Annotated in this window: 16 protein-coding genes; 7 read left to right on the forward strand and 9 right to left on the reverse strand. The window is 67.7% G+C overall.

Features of this window, described 5'->3' with window-relative positions:
* From A5692_RS18690 to A5692_RS18715, 6 genes are all read left to right on the forward strand, one after another.
* Window positions 1-3,314: murein biosynthesis integral membrane protein MurJ (locus tag A5692_RS18690; protein ID WP_068058512.1), on the forward strand; the 3,314-nt coding region annotated here is incomplete at its 5' end.
* Window positions 3,315-3,378: 64 nt separating this feature from the next.
* Window positions 3,379-3,990, forward strand: a complete 612-nt coding sequence (sigM, locus tag A5692_RS18695; protein WP_068058514.1) for an RNA polymerase sigma factor SigM — start codon at window positions 3,379-3,381, stop codon at window positions 3,988-3,990.
* Entirely contained in the window at window positions 3,983-4,711 is a 729-nt protein-coding gene (locus tag A5692_RS18700; RefSeq protein WP_068058516.1) for a hypothetical protein, read from the forward strand. Before sigM ends, A5692_RS18700 begins: the two co-directional genes overlap by 8 nt.
* 90 nt (window positions 4,712-4,801) lie before the next feature.
* On the forward strand, window positions 4,802-5,809 hold the full coding sequence (gene trxB, locus A5692_RS18705; RefSeq protein WP_068058518.1) for a thioredoxin-disulfide reductase: 1,008 nt from the start codon (window positions 4,802-4,804) through the stop codon (window positions 5,807-5,809).
* Complete coding sequence (gene trxA / locus A5692_RS18710; RefSeq protein ID WP_068058520.1) at window positions 5,806-6,159, forward strand: thioredoxin; 354 nt, start codon at window positions 5,806-5,808, stop codon at window positions 6,157-6,159. Before trxB ends, trxA begins: the two co-directional genes overlap by 4 nt.
* A 134-nt stretch (window positions 6,160-6,293) precedes the next feature.
* Window positions 6,294-7,514: an N-acetylmuramoyl-L-alanine amidase gene (locus A5692_RS18715; protein ID WP_068058521.1), complete on the forward strand. Its 1,221-nt coding sequence runs from the start codon at window positions 6,294-6,296 to the stop codon at window positions 7,512-7,514.
* Here the strand turns inward: A5692_RS18715 and A5692_RS18720 are convergent.
* The 9 genes from A5692_RS18720 to rpmH form a co-directional block, all read right to left on the reverse strand.
* Window positions 7,511-8,263, reverse strand: coding sequence for an acetyltransferase (locus A5692_RS18720; RefSeq protein WP_068058523.1), 753 nt, complete (start codon window positions 8,261-8,263; stop codon window positions 7,511-7,513). The genes A5692_RS18715 and A5692_RS18720 overlap by 4 nt on opposite strands.
* A gap of 254 nt (window positions 8,264-8,517) precedes the next feature.
* Window positions 8,518-9,501 (reverse strand): ParB/RepB/Spo0J family partition protein, encoded by a 984-nt coding sequence (locus tag A5692_RS18725; RefSeq protein ID WP_068058525.1) that lies wholly within the window; start codon window positions 9,499-9,501, stop codon window positions 8,518-8,520.
* A gap of 23 nt (window positions 9,502-9,524) precedes the next feature.
* Window positions 9,525-10,523, reverse strand: coding sequence for a ParA family protein (locus A5692_RS18730; RefSeq protein ID WP_082962862.1), 999 nt, complete (start codon window positions 10,521-10,523; stop codon window positions 9,525-9,527).
* Window positions 10,520-11,251: a 16S rRNA (guanine(527)-N(7))-methyltransferase RsmG gene (gene rsmG, locus A5692_RS18735; RefSeq protein ID WP_068058529.1), complete on the reverse strand. Its 732-nt coding sequence runs from the start codon at window positions 11,249-11,251 to the stop codon at window positions 10,520-10,522. Before rsmG ends, A5692_RS18730 begins: the two co-directional genes overlap by 4 nt.
* A 55-nt stretch (window positions 11,252-11,306) precedes the next feature.
* The gene (locus tag A5692_RS18740) at window positions 11,307-11,876 is read right to left on the reverse strand and encodes a R3H domain-containing nucleic acid-binding protein (RefSeq protein ID WP_068058531.1); all 570 of its coding nucleotides are present in this window, start codon (window positions 11,874-11,876) and stop codon (window positions 11,307-11,309) included.
* A gap of 70 nt (window positions 11,877-11,946) precedes the next feature.
* Entirely contained in the window at window positions 11,947-13,056 is a 1,110-nt protein-coding gene (gene yidC, locus A5692_RS18745; RefSeq protein WP_156766158.1) for a membrane protein insertase YidC, read from the reverse strand.
* A complete protein-coding gene (yidD, locus tag A5692_RS28450; RefSeq protein ID WP_082962868.1) occupies window positions 13,040-13,339 on the reverse strand; it encodes a membrane protein insertion efficiency factor YidD in 300 nt (99 codons plus the stop codon). Before yidD ends, yidC begins: the two co-directional genes overlap by 17 nt.
* Before the next feature lie 29 nt (window positions 13,340-13,368).
* On the reverse strand, window positions 13,369-13,731 hold the full coding sequence (gene rnpA / locus A5692_RS18755; RefSeq protein WP_068058537.1) for a ribonuclease P protein component: 363 nt from the start codon (window positions 13,729-13,731) through the stop codon (window positions 13,369-13,371).
* Window positions 13,732-13,754: 23 nt separating this feature from the next.
* Complete coding sequence (rpmH, locus tag A5692_RS28455; RefSeq protein WP_073880743.1) at window positions 13,755-13,898, reverse strand: 50S ribosomal protein L34; 144 nt, start codon at window positions 13,896-13,898, stop codon at window positions 13,755-13,757.
* A gap of 600 nt (window positions 13,899-14,498) precedes the next feature.
* Between rpmH and dnaA the strand changes: the two genes are divergently transcribed.
* Window positions 14,499-16,028 (forward strand): chromosomal replication initiator protein DnaA, encoded by a 1,530-nt coding sequence (gene dnaA, locus A5692_RS18760; protein ID WP_068058603.1) that lies wholly within the window; start codon window positions 14,499-14,501, stop codon window positions 16,026-16,028.
* Window positions 16,029-16,148: the final 120 nt, after the last annotated feature.

The raw sequence follows: 16,148 nt of genomic DNA on the forward strand, positions 1-16,148 counted from the left end.
TCGAGGCGACCTTCACCGCCATCTTCGTGCCGGTGCTGGCCCGCGCCGAGCAGAGCGATCCCGACGGCGGCGCGGCGTTCGTGCGGCGGCTGGTCACGCTGACCACCGCGCTGCTGCTGGTGGCGACCGCGTTATCGGTGCTCGCCGCGCCGCTGCTGGTGCGGCTCATGCTCGGCCGCGACCCGCAGGTCAACGAGCCGCTGACCACCGCCTTCGCCTACCTGCTGCTCCCCCAGGTGCTCGCGTACGGGCTCACGTCGGTGTTCATGGCGATCCTGAACACCCGCAACGTGTTCGGGCCGACGGCATGGGCGCCGGTGGTCAACAACGTCGTCGCCCTGGCGACCCTTGCGGTATATGCGGCCGTCCCCGGGGAGCTGTCCGTCGACCCCGTCCGGATGGGCAACACCAAGCTGCTGGTCCTCGGCATCGGGACCACGCTGGGCGTCTTCGCGCAAACCGCCGTCCTGCTGGTGGCGCTGCGCCGACAACGCGTCGACCTGCGTCCCATGTGGGGAATCGACGACCGCCTCAAGCGCTTCGGCACCATGGCCGCCGCGATGGTGCTCTACGTGTTGATCAGCCAGCTCGGCCTGGTGGTCGGCAACCAGATCGCCAGCACGGCGGCGGCCTCGGGCCCGGCGATCTACAACTACACCTGGCTGGTCCTCATGCTGCCGTTCGGCATGATCGGCGTCACCGTGCTGACCGTGGTCATGCCGCGGCTGAGCCGCAACGCCGCCGCCGACGACACCGCGGCCGTGCTCGCCGACCTCTCGCTGGCCACCCGCCTGACGCTGATCACGCTGATCCCGATCGTGGCCTTCATGACCGTCGGGGGTCCGGCGATCGGCAGCGCGCTGTTCGCCTACGGCCACTTCGGCGGAGTCGACGCCGGGTACCTGGGCGCCGCGATCGCCCTATCGGCGTTCACGCTGATCCCCTACGGCCTGGTGCTGCTCCAGCTGCGCGTGTTCTACGCGCGCGAGCAGCCCTGGACGCCGATCGTGATCATCCTCGTCATCACGGCCGTCAAGATCGTCGGATCCGTGCTGGCGCCGCACGTCACCCATGACCCTAAGCTGGTCGCCGGGTACCTGGGGCTGGCGAACGGCCTCGGCTTTCTGGCGGGCGCGGTCATCGGTTACCTCCTGTTGCGGCACGCCCTGCTGCCCACCGGCGGCCACCTGATCGGCAGGGGTGAGCTGCGCACCATCCTGGTGACGATCACCGCCTCCATGCTGGCCGGGCTGGTGGCCCAAGTAGCCGACCGGCTGTTGCGGCTCGGCCTGCTCACCGCGCATGGCGGCGGCGCGGGCTCGTTGCTGCGCCTGCTCATCCTGACGGTCATCATGCTGCCGATCATGGCCGCGGTCATGCTGCGCGCACACGTCCCCGAGGCGCAGGCCTCGCTCGACGCCGTCAGGCGCCGCCTCGGCGGCCGCATGCCGGTTCCCCATAAACCGGTGACAGCGGATCGATCGTCTCGCCGGTCCCCGGTCACGTACCCTGAGCAGAGGAATTCGTCCCCGCCTGGGGTAAATGCGGTCCAGGAGCCGATCCGGCGCAGACCTCCGGAGCGGGCAACCCCAGCCCGGATAGCGAAAGGACCGGAGGTGACCGACCGCCCTGTCGAGAGCGCCGCGTCGGGTGCCGAACTGCCACGACCGGTCGCCGACGACTTCCAACCCGACATCCCCGCCGGCCGTGAGCCCGAGCCGCCGGCGTCGCGTCCGTCCGACCAGCGCAACGGCGACGTCGCACACGACGCGCGGCGCGGGCCCGCCCCGTTCGACGCGCCCCGCGACCGCGGAAGTGACCCGGCAGGAGACGACGTCCATCTGGTCCCCGGGGCCCGCATCGCCGGCGGCCGCTATCGGCTGCTGGTCTTCCACGGCGGCGCCCCGCCGCTGCAGTTCTGGCAGGCGCTCGACACCGCGCTGGACCGGCAGGTCGCGCTGACCTTCGTCGACCCCGACGGGGCGTTGCCCGACGACGTGCTGCAGGAGATCCTGTCCCGCACCCTGCGGCTCAGCCGCATCGACAAGCCGGGCATCGCCCGGGTGCTCGACGTGGTCCACACCGGCCACGGCGGCCTGGTGGTCTCCGAGTGGGTGCGGGGCGGTTCGCTGCAGGAAGTGGCTGACACCGCGCCGTCGCCGGTCGGCGCCGTGCGGGCCATGCAGTCGTTGGCGGCGGCCGCCGACGCGGCCCACCGGGCCGGCGTCGCGCTGTCGATCGACCACCCGAGCCGGGTGCGCGTCAGCATCGAGGGCGATGTCGTACTCGCCTACCCGGCGACCATGCCCGACGCCAATCCGCAGGGCGACATCCGCGGCATCGGTGCCGCGCTGTATGCCCTGCTGGTCAATCGCTGGCCGCTCACGGAATCGAGCGTGCGCAGCGGCCTGGCCCCGGCCGAGCGCGACTCGGCGGGCCAGCCGGTCGAACCGATGGTCATCGACCGCGAGATTCCCTTCCAGATCTCGGCCGTCGCGGTGCGGGCGGTCCAGGAGGATGGCGGGATACGCAGCGCCTCAACGCTTTTGAACCTGCTCCAGCAAGCGACCGCGGTGGCCGACCGGACCGAGGTGCTGGGCCCGATCGACGATTCGCCCTCGCCGGCCACCGCCCGCGTCGCCCCCGATCAAGACGAAGGCGCCATGCTGGCGCGCCGGCGCCGCAACGTCTTGATCGGCGTCGGCGCGGGCCTCGTCGTGATCGTGGTGGCGTTGTTGGTGCTGGCGTCGGTGGTGAGCAAGATCTTCGGCAACGTCGGCGGCGGCCTGAACAAGGACGAACTCGGGCTGAACGGTCCCTCGTCGTCGACCTCGTCGTCCGCCCCGAGTTCCGCGGCCTCCGGCAGCATCGTCAAACCGATCAAGGCGACGGTCTACTCCCCCGACGGCGATCCCGACAACGCGGGCACGGCCGGCCAGGCCATCGACGGCGACCCCTCTACCGCCTGGGCGACCGAGGTCTACACCGACGCCGTGCCGTTCCCGAGCTTCAAGCAGGGCGAGGGCCTGATGCTGCAACTGCCCAACCCGACCGTGGTCGGGCAGGTCACCATCGACACGCCCAGCACCGGGACCAAGGTCGAGATCCGCTCGTCGGCGACGGCGTCGCCGGCCACGCTGAACGACACCACCGTGCTCGCGCAGGCCTTCACACTCAAACCCGGCCACAACGTCATCCCGGTCCGGGCCGGCTCCCCCACGTCGAACCTGCTGGTGTGGATTTCCACCCTGGGGACGACGAACGGCAAGAGCCAGGCGGGCTTCTTCGAGATCACGGTCCAGGCCGCGTCCTGACGGCGCTCACACCGCCGAGCCGCGGTGAAGTGCCGCCCCGCAGCCGATTGGATACTGTCCGGCCGTGGGCTCCCGGGGAGACATTCAGCGCGAACGTAGCGATGCCGAGCTGCTGGCAGCCCACGTCGCCGGCGACCGTCACGCCTTCGGGGAGTTGTTCCTTCGCCACCAGCGACAACTGCACCGGCTGGCCCGCCTCACGACGCGCACGGCCGAGGACGCCGAGGATGCGCTGCAGGACGCAATGCTTTCGGCCCATCGCGGCGCGGGCGCGTTCCGGCATGACGCCGCCGTCGGCAGCTGGCTGCACCGCATCGTCGTCAACGCCTGTCTGGACCGGTTGCGCCGCACGAAGGCCCACCCCACCGTCCCGCTCGAAGACGTCTTCCCGGTGCCCGATCGGACGGCCCAGGTCGAGACCGCGTTGGTGGTGCAGCGCGCCTTGATGCGGCTTCCCGTCGAGCAGCGGGCGGCCGTGGTGGCCGTCGACATGCAGGGGTACTCGGTCGCCGACACCGCCGCGCTGCTGGGCGTCGCCGAAGGCACCGTCAAGAGCCGATGCGCGCGGGCCCGGGTGCGCCTCGCCGAGCTTCTCGGCTACCTCAAAGCCGTCCCCGACACGGCCCCGCCCGTGGCCGTCAAGCAGCGCATGACGGACACTGAGGCGGATGGATGAAGCCGACCACCAAGCCGACGAACCGTCCCTGACGGCCGAGCGTCTCGCCGACCTGCAGGCCGGCCTGCTTGACGACGAATCCGCGGCCCGCCTGCGTCAACGGGTTCGCAACGACCCGGAGGCCCAGCAGACGCTGCGCGCCCTCAATCGAGTGCGCTGCGACGTCGCCACCCTTGGCGCCGCACCGGCACCCGACGTCGCGCCGGAGGTCACCGCCCGGATTTCGGCGGCGCTCGAATCCGCGGAGGCGGGCCCGCCCGCCGCGCACTCGGTCCGACCGCGGGTGCGGCCGGGGCGGGTGGTGGCCGCGGTGGCCGGCGTCGCTGCGGTGCTGGCGGCGGTCGGCGTGGGAACCGCGGCGTTGATCACCGCGCCCCAGCCCGCCCCCAGTACTCCGGTCACCGCCGAGCACATCACGGTGTCCACGCCGCCAATGGTGATCCCGCTGTCGCAGCAGGAGATCCTCGGCCTGCTCACCCAAAACCCGGATTACGGCCCGCTCGGCGACCCGGCCCGGCGCGCCTCATGCCTCACCGGTCTCGGTTATCCGGCGGCCACACAGGTGCTGGGCGCGCGCCAGGTCGAGATCAACGCCCGCCCGGGCGTGGTACTGGTGGTGGCGGGTGACAGTCCGCACACCCTCGCGGTATACGCCGTCGCGCTCAACTGCAACGCGGCCGATACCGGCTTGTTGGCCAACACCCAGGTTCCCGGCCCTTAGTGTGATTCACGGGTGGCCGACGCGCCGGGGAACAGCCGTGCCTACGCTGGCGTTTGTAGGAATCCAGGGACGATCGTTTGGAAGGGTTCTATGACCGCCGACACTGTGCACGACGTGATCATCATCGGTTCGGGGCCTGCCGGGTATACCGCGGCGCTGTATACGGCCCGGGCGCAGCTGGCGCCGGTGGTGTTCGAGGGGACGTCGTTCGGTGGGGCGTTGATGACCACCACCGAGGTGGAGAATTTCCCCGGGTTTCGCGACGGCATCACCGGCCCGGAGCTGATGGACCAGATGCGGGAACAGGCCCTGCGTTTCGGGGCCGATCTGCGGATGGAAGACGTCGAGTCGGTGTCGCTGGATGGGCCGGTCAAGTCGGTGACGACCGCGGAAGGCGAGACGATCCGCGCCCGGTCGGTGATCTTGGCGATGGGCGCGGCGGCGCGCTACCTGGGGGTGCCCGGCGAGCAGGAGTTGCTCGGGCGGGGCGTGAGCTCGTGTGCGACCTGTGACGGGTTCTTCTTCAGGGATCAAGACATCGCCGTCATCGGTGGTGGGGACTCGGCGATGGAGGAAGCCACCTTCCTGACCCGGTTCGCGCGCAGCGTCACCCTGGTGCACCGCCGCGACGAATTCCGCGCCTCGCGCATCATGCTCGAACGCGCCCGCGCGAACGAGAAGATCACCATCCTGACCAACAAGGCCGTGCTGGGGGTCGACGGGGATCAGACGGTGACGGGTTTGCGGATGCGTGACACCGTCACCGGGGAGGAATCCACCCTGCCGGTCACGGGTGTGTTCGTGGCGATCGGCCACGACCCGCGCTCGGAGCTGGTGCGCGACGTCCTCGACACCGACCCGGAGGGTTACGTGTTGGTCCAGGGCCACACCACCGCCACCTCGATCGAGGGGGTGTTCGCCGCCGGCGACCTGGTGGACCGCACCTACCGCCAGGCCATCACCGCCGCCGGCAGCGGCTGCTCGGCGGCCATCGACGCCGAACGCTGGCTGGCCGACCACGTCGAGTCGAGTTCGGCCGCCCAGAGCGACGCCACCGAATTTCCTGGCAGTACCGAGATGATTGGAGCACCTCAATGACCGACGCCGAAAAAGCCGGGGCCACAATCGAAGTCTCTGACGCATCCTTCTCCACGGAGGTGCTGTCCAGCAATAAGCCTGTGCTGGTTGACTTTTGGGCGACATGGTGCGGGCCCTGCAAGATGGTGGCGCCGGTTCTCGAGGAAATCGCCAGCGAGCGGGCCGCGCAGCTCACGGTGGCCAAGCTCGACGTGGACGCCAATCCAGTGACCGCGCGCGACTTCCAGGTCGTGTCGATCCCCACCATGATCCTGTTCAAGGACGGCCAACCGGTCAAGCGGATCGTCGGCGCCAAAGGCAAGGCAGCCCTGCTGCGTGAACTCTCGGACGCGGTTCCCAACCTCAGCTGATCGCGGTTTGAATTCCCCACACCACGCCCTGCGTTCGGCCTGGGGTTTTCCCGAATATGCGATGCATCTGCGACAATAACGGTTAGCTGTTGCCCAGATGCGTGCCTGTCAGTGTGTCCCGGAGGGCCTTTGGTATGTCGAGTCCGCGCCGTGAATACGGCGATGCGCTGCGCTGTGGTGACCGCAGTGCGGCCGTGACCGAAATCCGGGCTACGTTGGCCACATTAGGGCTGCTCGACAGCCCCGAGGACGATCTCGCGACCGGTCGGCACGTGCCCGCTGAGCTCTTCGACACCGAACTCGACCAGGCGGTCCGCGCCTTCCAGCAGCACCGCGGGCTCCTGGTCGACGGCATCGTCGGCGAGGCGACGTATCGGGCGTTGAAGGAGGCTTCCTACCGGCTCGGTGCGCGTACCCTGTATCACCAATTCGGCGCCCCGCTCTACGGCGACGACGTCGCCACCTTGCAGGCGCGCCTGCAAGACCTCGGCTTCTACACCGGATTGGTCGATGGGCACTTCGGGTTGCAGACCCACAACGCGCTGATGTCGTACCAACGTGAGTACGGGCTGGCCGCCGACGGCATCTGTGGGCCAGAAACGTTGCGCTCCTTGTATTTTCTGAGTTCGCGCGTCACGGGCGGCTCACCGCATGCGATTCGCGAGGAAGAGCTGGTCCGCAGATCGGGCCCCAAGCTGTCTGGTAAACGGATCATCATCGACCCCGGTCGCGGCGGTACCGACCTCGGCGAGCTGATGCACGGTCCCGCGGGGCCGCTCAGCGAAGCGGATGTGTTGTGGGACTTGGCAAGCCGGCTCGAGGGTCGGATGACGGCCATCGGCATGGAGACCTTCTTGTCGCGGCCGGTGAACCGCAGCCCATCCGACGCCGAACGCGCCGCCACCGCCAACAACGTCGGTGCCGATCTGATGATCAGCCTGCGCTGTGAGAACCAGCCCAGCCCGGCGGCCAACGGCGTCGCCTCCTTTCATTTCGGAAACTCGCACGGGTCGGTGTCCACGATCGGGCGCAACCTGGCCGACTTCATTCAACGAGAAGTCGTGGCGCGCACCGGGTTACGGGATTGCCGCACGCATGGCCGGACGTGGGACCTGTTACGCTTGACCCGCATGCCGACGGTGCAGGTTGACGTCGGTTACATCACCAATCCGCATGACCGCGCGATGTTGACCTCGACGCAAACGCGGGACGCGATCGCCGAAGGGATTCTCGCCGCGGTCAAGCGACTGTACCTTCTGGGCAAGAACGACCGCCCGACGGGCACGTTCACCTTTGCCGAACTGCTGGCCCACGAACTGTCCGTGGAGCGGACCGGCCGGCTCGGCGGCTCCTAGCCGATTTCGGCCCCGCGCAACGCATTTCCCGCCACTGAGCCGGCGCCGACCGGTTCTTGCAGCTGCGCGTTCTCCAGCAGGCGTTCCAAAGCCGCCTCGACTTCGGCCTTCCAGCCCAGGCCCTTGTCCAACTCGAGCCGCAGCCGCGGGAAGTACGGATGTGGCGCCACCACAACGAAACCGGCGTCCTGCAAGAACTCCGCGTCGATCACGCAGTGGTCAACCGAGCAGTCACCGACGGCCTCCAGCACGGGCCGCACATCCGGGCTCGCCGCCAGCGGATCCTGCAGTTCCGAAGCCGCCGGTGTGCGTCCGAAGGCTTCCAGCGCCCGGACCCCACGTCGCACCAGCTCGTCAATCACCCGAGCGAGGAGACCGTGCGGCAGATCGTCGCTGGCCTGCCCCGGCTCGACGCCCATCGACGTCAACAGGACCGCATCCGCGGAGACCGGCGCGGTGGGGAAGCGCTGCGCCCGTGGCACCGCCCGCGGCGGCGCGTAGAACACATAGCCCAAGCAGGGCGGCTCGCTTTGGCTCCGCTCATCCGACGGCGCGGTGGCGACCTGGCCGCACGAGCCCCACTCCAGCATGACCATCGACAACCAGGCTTCCTTCTCGAATTCCGGGTCGGCGAGATGGTCCTGGTTACCGAGCGTCGCCGGATCGACCTCCCAGTACACGCAGCGGCGCGCATGCTTGGGAAGCTGTTCGAAGGCCTCGAGGCGCAGCGGGGTGATTCGAGCGGACACTAGCCTCCTGGCTCCTGTGCGGTACTGCGGCCAATTGCACCGGCAACTTCTCCAGGATAAGAGAGTGGGTCGCCATCGGGCCAGCTTTGCAGTCGAGGCGCCGATCACGGCACCGCGACGCTGGAAGCGTTACCGTCCCCACCGGTTCGTTACCGAAAATCTTTGGAACGCATGCGTTTTCGTAATGCTACGGCAGCGAGCGCCCGTTGTTGCCGCTTCGGTGTCACAGTGACGTAATTACAGGGTATGGCGGGTCAGGCCTGCGCGGCGGTCATCATGTCGATAATTCGCTGCAAATCGTCCACCGAGCCGAACTCCACCACGATCTTGCCCTTGCGCTTGCCCAGGCTCACCGTCACTCGTGTGTCGAAGGCGTTGGACAGCCGCTCGGCGACTTCCTGGAGCCCCGGCATCTGGATCGGCTTGCGCCGCTGGGGCGCCGGGGCGGTGGTGCCGGCGCGGTTGGCCAGCGTCACCGCCTCCTCGGTCGCCCGCACCGACAGTCCCTCGGCGACGATGCGGCTGGCCAGTTCCTCTTGCGCCTCGGGCCCGGCTTCCAGCGAGAGGAGGGCGCGGGCATGGCCGGCCGACAGCACGCCGGCGGCCACCCGCCGCTGCACGGGGATGGGCAGCTTGAGCAACCGGATCATGTTGGTGATCAACGGCCGCGAGCGACCAATGCGCGACGCGAGTTCATCGTGGGTGACGCCGAACTCGTCGAGCAGTTGCTGGTATGCCGCCGCCTCTTCCAAGGGGTTCAGCTGCACCCGGTGGATGTTTTCCAGCAGGGCGTCGCGGAGCAGATTGTCGTCGCCGGTCTCGCGCACGATGGTGGGGATGGTGGCGAGCCCCGCCTCTTGAGCGGCCCGCCAGCGCCGCTCCCCCATCACGATCTGGTACCGCGGGCCGGTCTTGGCACCCGGGACCGCGCGCACCACGATCGGCTGCAACAGCCCGAATTCGCGGATGGAGTGCACCAGCTCGGAGAGCGCCTCGTCGTCGAACACCTGCCGTGGCTGACGCGGGTTGGGCTCGATGTCGGCGGGCGCGATTTCGCGATACACCGCACCGGCCGGGGCCAGGTCCGGTCCCGGCCCGCCGATCAAGACGTCAGCTGCGGCGTCACCCATCCGCGGGCCGAGGGTCGCCGGACCGGAGTCGCCCTCGGCGGGACCGGTCGGGATCAGCGAAGCCAGGCCCCGGCCCAGGCCGCCCTTCTTGCGTAACGGCTGCGTCATGGTCGTCCCTTCACGGATGGTGGTCAATCACGTTCGGCGAGTTCGCGACTCGCGTCGAGGTAGCTCATCGCCCCGCGCGAACCGGGATCGTAATCGATGATCGTCATGCTGTACCCGGGCGCCTCGGAGACCTTGACGCTGCGCGGGATCACCGTCCGCAGCACCTTGGTTCCGAAGTATCGGCGCACCTCTTCGGCCACCTGGTCGGCGAGCTTGGTCCGGCCGTCGTACATGGTGAGGATGACGGTGGACACGTCGAGCTGCGGATTGAGGTGGGCCTTCACCATCTCGATGTTGCGCATCAGCTGTGACACGCCCTCGAGCGCGTAGTACTCACACTGGATCGGGATCATCACTTCCGGCGCGGCGACGAGTGCGTTGATGGTCAGCAGCCCCAAGGACGGTGGGCAGTCGATGAAGACGTAATCGAAGTCGAGGTCGTCGAGCTCGGCCAGGGCGGTCCGCAGCCGGTTTTCGCGGGCGACCATGCTCACCAACTCGATCTCGGCGCCCGCCAAGTCGATGGTGGCCGGGACGCAGAACAGGCGCTCGTTGTGCGGGCTGCGCCGCAGCGCGTCCTTGACCGCGACCTCGCCGATGAGCACCTCGTAAGACGAGGGCGTGCCCGACTGCCGGTCGGTGATTCCGAGTGCCGTACTCGCGTTCCCCTGCGGGTCGAGGTCGATGACCAACGTCTTGAGCCCCTGAAGCGCGAGGGCGGCGGCGAGGTTCACCGCGGTGGTGGTCTTGCCGACGCCGCCCTTCTGGTTGGCCACCGTCAGCACCCGGCGGTGCTTCGGCCGGCGCAAGGGCGGATAAGTGGTGTGCAGGACCCGCATCGCCCGTTCGGCCGCGGCACCGATCGGTGTGTCGAATTCGTCCGCTGTTTCACGTGAAACATTCGCCGCCGGATCGGCCGTCTGGACGGGTGGAGGAGCGGCGTCGGGTGCGGCCGGCGGCGGGATGTGCGCGGCGGTCGATGTCGACCCCGGTGCCGTTGGCTGATCTCCCGGACTGGTCATTGGTTCCCGGCCTTCCCGGTCCGTGCCGGCTGGTGGCGCGGCTGCTTTCCGCGTCGGGCTATAACTACGGTTGCGGGGGGACGCAAATAGGTCGCGCCACATGTCACCACCCTGGCATCAACGGCGCCCGATGCTGCCATCACACGCCGGTACTGTTCAACTTCCTCGCGGCCGCGCTCGCCTTTGATCGCCAGCATGCGCCCGCCCGGCCGCAGCAACGGCATGCTCCACTTCGTCAACTTGTCCAACGACGCAACCGCTCGTGACACCGCCGCATCCCTTTCCCCGAACTGGTGACGTACCCACAGTTCCTCGGCACGGCCGCGGACCACCTCGACGGCTAACCCTAGTTGGTCGACGACCTCGCTGAGAAATTCGCTGCGGCGCAGCAGCGGTTCGAGGAGCACCATCTCGAGGTCGGGGCGCGCGAGGGCCAACGGGATGCCGGGCAGGCCCGCGCCGCTGCCGATGTCGATGACCCGCTCCCCCTCATCCAGCAGCTCGGCGACGGCCGCGCTGTTGAGGAGATGCCGGTCCCAGATACGACCCACCTCGCGGGGACCGAGCAGTCCACGTTCCACCCCGGGCCCGGCCAACAACTCCGCGTAGCGGCACGCGAGGTCCGCCTTCGAACCGAAGATCGTCGCGGCGGCGTCCGGCATGGCTTCCGGCGACGCCGGCGCGCCCGCCGCGGGATCGCCTGGGCCGCCATGTTTCACGTGAAACATCCTTCGCTCGCCTGACGCATGCTGGCCCCGGGTGGGAACTACACCGCTGTAACTCCTAGTCGTGCAGTACGACGACGCGCCGCGCGGGCTCGACGCCCTCGCTTTCGCTGTGCACGCCCGGCACCGCCGCGACGGCGTCGTGAACGATCTTGCGCTCGAACGGCGTCATCGGCGCCAACTCTTCGCGCTCGCCGGACTCCAGCACCCGTCGCGCCACCTTGTCGCCCAGGGCCGCCAGCTCCTCGCGGCGCCGGCGACGCCAGCTCGCGATGTCGAGCATCAAGCGGCTGCGAACGCCGGTCTTCTGATGGACGGCCAGTCGGGTCAGCTCCTGCAGCGCATCGAGCACCTCGCCGCCGCGGCCCACCAATTTGTTCAAGTCGTCGCTGCCGTCGATGCTCACCACCGCGCGGTTGCCCTCGACGTCCAGATCGATGTCGCCGTCGAAGTCCAACAGGTCCAGCAGCTCTTCCAAGTAGTCGCCGGCGATTTCGCCTTCCGCCACCAAGCGCTCTTCCTGGTCGTCGAAGTCGTCGGCGTCCGTCTCTGCGCCACCCTCGGACGGACGCGCTGCGTCCAGTTCGGTGTCCACGTCGCGTTCGGTGGTGGTGTCTGCGTCGGTCATGTCTTTCTCTCCCTCATCCGCGGGTCCCGCCAACCGGGTCGCACCGCCCGGTCCGGCTATGTCTCCCTTGTCAGCGTTTACGTTTCTTGGGTCGCGCCCCCGGCCGCGGGGTCCGATTGACCGCCCCGCCGTCTTGGCCGCCTACGTTCGGCTTCGCCGCCTGGGGCTTGCCCGCCGGTGCCTCCCCTTCGGGGGCGTCCGACCCGGTCTCGCTCTCCCCTGCCGTTGCCGATCCGTTGCCACCAGGCTGCCCAGCCTTGGGGTTGCGCTTCGGTTTGGCCCCCGGTGCTGGTGCATTGGCCGCGCGTCGCTCCAGCGCTTCCTGCTTCTTGGCCTCGTCTTCTTTTTCGATCATCCCGAACACGTAGTGCTGCTGGCCGAACGTCCAGATGTTGTTCGCGAACCAGTACAGGATGATCGCCAGCGGAAGGAACGGGCCGCCGACGACGACGCCGAGCGGAAACACGTACAGCGCGAGTTTGTTCATCATCGCCGTCTGCGGATTCGCGGCGGCTTCCGGGCTCTGCCGTGCCACCGACGCCCGGCTGTTGAAGTAGGTCGCTATGCCGGCCAGGATCATCACCGGTGCCCCGACCGCGATGACCGCGGGCCGGCTGAAGTGGGTGAAGGCGTCCAACCCGGTGCGCTGCGTCATGAATGCGCCGATCGGCGCGCCGAACAAGTTGGCGTCCAGGAAGTGTCCGACGTCGGTCGGGCTGAAGACGTAGTTTCCGGTGAGGCGGTTCTGGGCGACCGACAAGTGCGGTTGCCCGAAGCCCCCGGTCGTTCGGTTGAACGACCGCAACACGTGATACAGGCCGAGGAACACCGGGATCTGTGCGAGCATCGGCAGACATCCGAGGATCGGGTTGAACCCGTGCTCGCGTTGCAGCTTCTGCATTTCCAGCGCCATCCGCTGGCGGTCCTTGCCGTACTTCTTCTGCAGCGCCTTGATCTGCGGTTGCAGTTCCTGCATCTGGCGGGTCGTCCGGATCTGCCGCACGAACGGCTTGTACAACAATGCCCGCAGACTGAAGACGAGGAACATCACCGATAGAGCCCACGCGAAAAAGTTCGACGGCCCCAGCATCGAAGCGAACAGCTTGTACCAGGCCCACATGATCCACGACACCGGGTAATAGACGAAGTCGAGGCTAAAGAAATCAAACAAGAGTTCCACTCTCCCCTCGCGCCGCCGGGCTGGCCCATGCGTCGCTGGCATCTTCGAAGTTCACTCGGCATCCCGGGCGTTCCGGTATCGGATCCCATCCGCCCCGATGCCATGGTCCGCACTTGGCGAGCCTGACCACAGCCAACCAACTCCCCCGCAACAAGCCGTACTCGGTCAGCGCCTCGACCGCATACTGGCTGCACGTCGGGACGAAACGACATGTCGCCGGTCGCAATGGCGAGACCATGTGCCGGTACAGCTGGATCACGTAAACCACGCCGCGCACGGCCATCGCGCCCACCGGCCGGACGAGTCGCGCGCTCACCGCTCCCGTCCCGCCGACTCGAGCGCGCGTCGCAACCCCCGGCGCAGTTCCTGCTCCAACCGCGCCGACGATGCGGTCCGGCTCCCGGGCAACGCCCGGATCACCATCTGGTCACGATCGTGGAGCTCACCCAAAACAGATCGCGCCACATGGCGGAGCCGACGTGACACCCGGTGGCGCTCGACGGCCGAGCCCACGGACTTCCCGACGATCAATCCGACGCGGGGACCGGCTGCTCCCGCGTCCTCGGCCGCTCGCCGGAGATGCACAATGACATCGGGCTGCGACGCGCGGACTCCGCGCTTCACCGTCGCGTCAAAGTCCGTTGACCGCCTCATGCGGTTGCGTGCGGAAAGCACCGCGGAAGAACCCGACGTTGCGATCAGGCAGAGAGCGCGCGGCGACCCTTACGGCGCCGGCTCGACACAATCGAGCGTCCTGCGCGGGTACGCATGCGCAGCCGGAAGCCGTGCACGCGGGCTCGGCGCCGGTTGTTCGGCTGGAAGGTCCGCTTGCCCTTGGCCACGACGTTCTCCTCGTTGTGTCTCGCATTTCCATCCGGCCGGCCACGCACTCGCTCGTCTGGAGGCCGGTCGGAGGTAATCTTGCTTGCTGCTGGCCGGCGCGGTCCCCAGGCAGACCTGGGTCGCAGCCGCATCGCCGACTTTCGGGCGACTGTTTGAGGGTACTGACCGCGCTTCGCCTGGTCAAACCTGGCCTGTCCCAACGCACCCGCTCGATCCCGGCCGAAAAGATCGTCGCGGCCGCCCGGCCCGCGGCGGGCATCGCATCGGTGTCGAGTCAAAGCAGGCCCACTGGACCCTAGACAACCCGATTGGAATGCAGCAGAACGGTTGGCAGCCGCACGGAAAACTGTTAGCTTCTGCCAGTGTCGTTTTAGACTGCAACGACGCTCGACAATGAAGCGAGGATGGTGGATCGACTAGCTGCCTAGACAGCCTTCATGGTTTTCTTCCAGCACGGAGATCGCGAGCCGTCGCCGGTAGGTTCTGGTTCGCATACGCTCATCCTGTCCACACCTGTGTATAACTATGTGGACAGTTGCTTTGTCGCCAGCGTGGTTGTACTTCGACCCGGGATGCTCGAGAACCAGGGGGATGCGTCGTTGACCGATGACCCCGGTTCAAGTTTCACCACCGTGTGGAACGCGGTCGTGTCCGAGCTCAACGGAGAATCCACCCCGGACGGGCTAGCCGCCAACCGCACCACCCTCATCACTCCCCTCACCCCCCAGCAGCGAGCCTGGCTGAACCTCGTCCAGCCGTTGACCATCGTCGAGGGGTTCGCGCTGTTGTCGGTCCCCAGCAGTTTCGTTCAAAACGAGATCGAACGTCATCTGCGCGCCCCCATCACCGACGCCCTCAGCCGTCGGCTCGGACAACAGATCCAACTCGGGGTACGCATCGCCCCGCCCGACGACGACAGCGGCGACGTCGTGCTTGCGCAACCCGACCCGTTCCTGCAAACCGAAGCGCCGATTCCCGACGACGACACCGGCGAGACCGACGACGCCGATGAGGGCGGTGAAGCCGCCGACAGTGCGCAAAGTTGGCCGAACTACTTCACCGAGCGTCCGCATCCCGCGGACCCGGCCGTCGCCGGCGGCACCAGCCTCAACCGGCGCTACACCTTCGACACGTTCGTCATCGGGGCGTCCAACCGTTTCGCGCACGCCGCGGCCCTGGCCATCGCCGAAGCGCCGGCGCGCGCCTACAACCCACTGTTCATCTGGGGCGAATCCGGTCTGGGGAAGACCCACCTCTTGCACGCCGCCGGAAATTACGCGCAACGACTCTTCCCGGGCATGCGCGTCAAATACGTCTCCACCGAGGAATTCACCAACGACTTCATCAACTCGCTGCGCGACGACCGCAAGGTTGCCTTCAAGCGCAGCTACCGCGACGTCGACGTGTTGCTCGTGGACGACATTCAGTTCATCGAGGGCAAGGAAGGTATTCAGGAGGAGTTCTTCCACACCTTCAACACACTGCACAACGCCAACAAGCAGATCGTCATCTCCTCCGACCGGCCCCCCAAGCAGCTGGCCACGCTCGAAGACCGCCTGCGGACCCGGTTCGAATGGGGCTTGATCACCGACGTCCAGCCGCCCGAGCTCGAGACCCGGATCGCGATCTTGCGCAAGAAGGCACAGATGGAACGCCTGGCGGTCCCCGACGACGTGTTGGAACTCATCGCCAGCAGCATCGAACGCAACATCCGGGAACTCGAGGGCGCCCTCATCCGGGTGACCGCGTTCGCCTCGTTGAACAAGACCCCCATCGACAAGGCCCTCGCCGAAATCGTGCTCCGTGACCTCATCGCCGACGCGAGCACAATGCAGATCAGCGCGGCGACCATCATGGCGGCCACGGCCGAATACTTCGATACCACCGTGGAAGAACTGCGCGGCCCCGGCAAGACACGGGCGCTCGCGCAGTCCCGCCAGATCGCCATGTACCTGTGCCGCGAGCTCACCGACCTGTCGTTGCCCAAAATCGGGCAGGCGTTCGGGCGTGACCACACCACCGTCATGTATGCCCAGCGCAAGATTTTGTCCGAGATGGCCGAGCGACGTGAGGTCTTCGATCACGTCAAGGAACTCACCACTCGCATCCGCCAGCGCTCCAAGCGCTGACGCCGGGCTCCTCTGGGGCCGCGGCCCGGTGATTAATTTCAAAAAACTTCTCGCACGCCTGTCACACGGGCCACAGTCAAGACCTTGTGCGCAGCACTGTGCACAACGCAATCAAACAGC

The organism is Mycobacterium sp. E342 (genome assembly GCF_001667665.1).
Taxonomy (GTDB): domain Bacteria; phylum Actinomycetota; class Actinomycetes; order Mycobacteriales; family Mycobacteriaceae; genus Mycobacterium.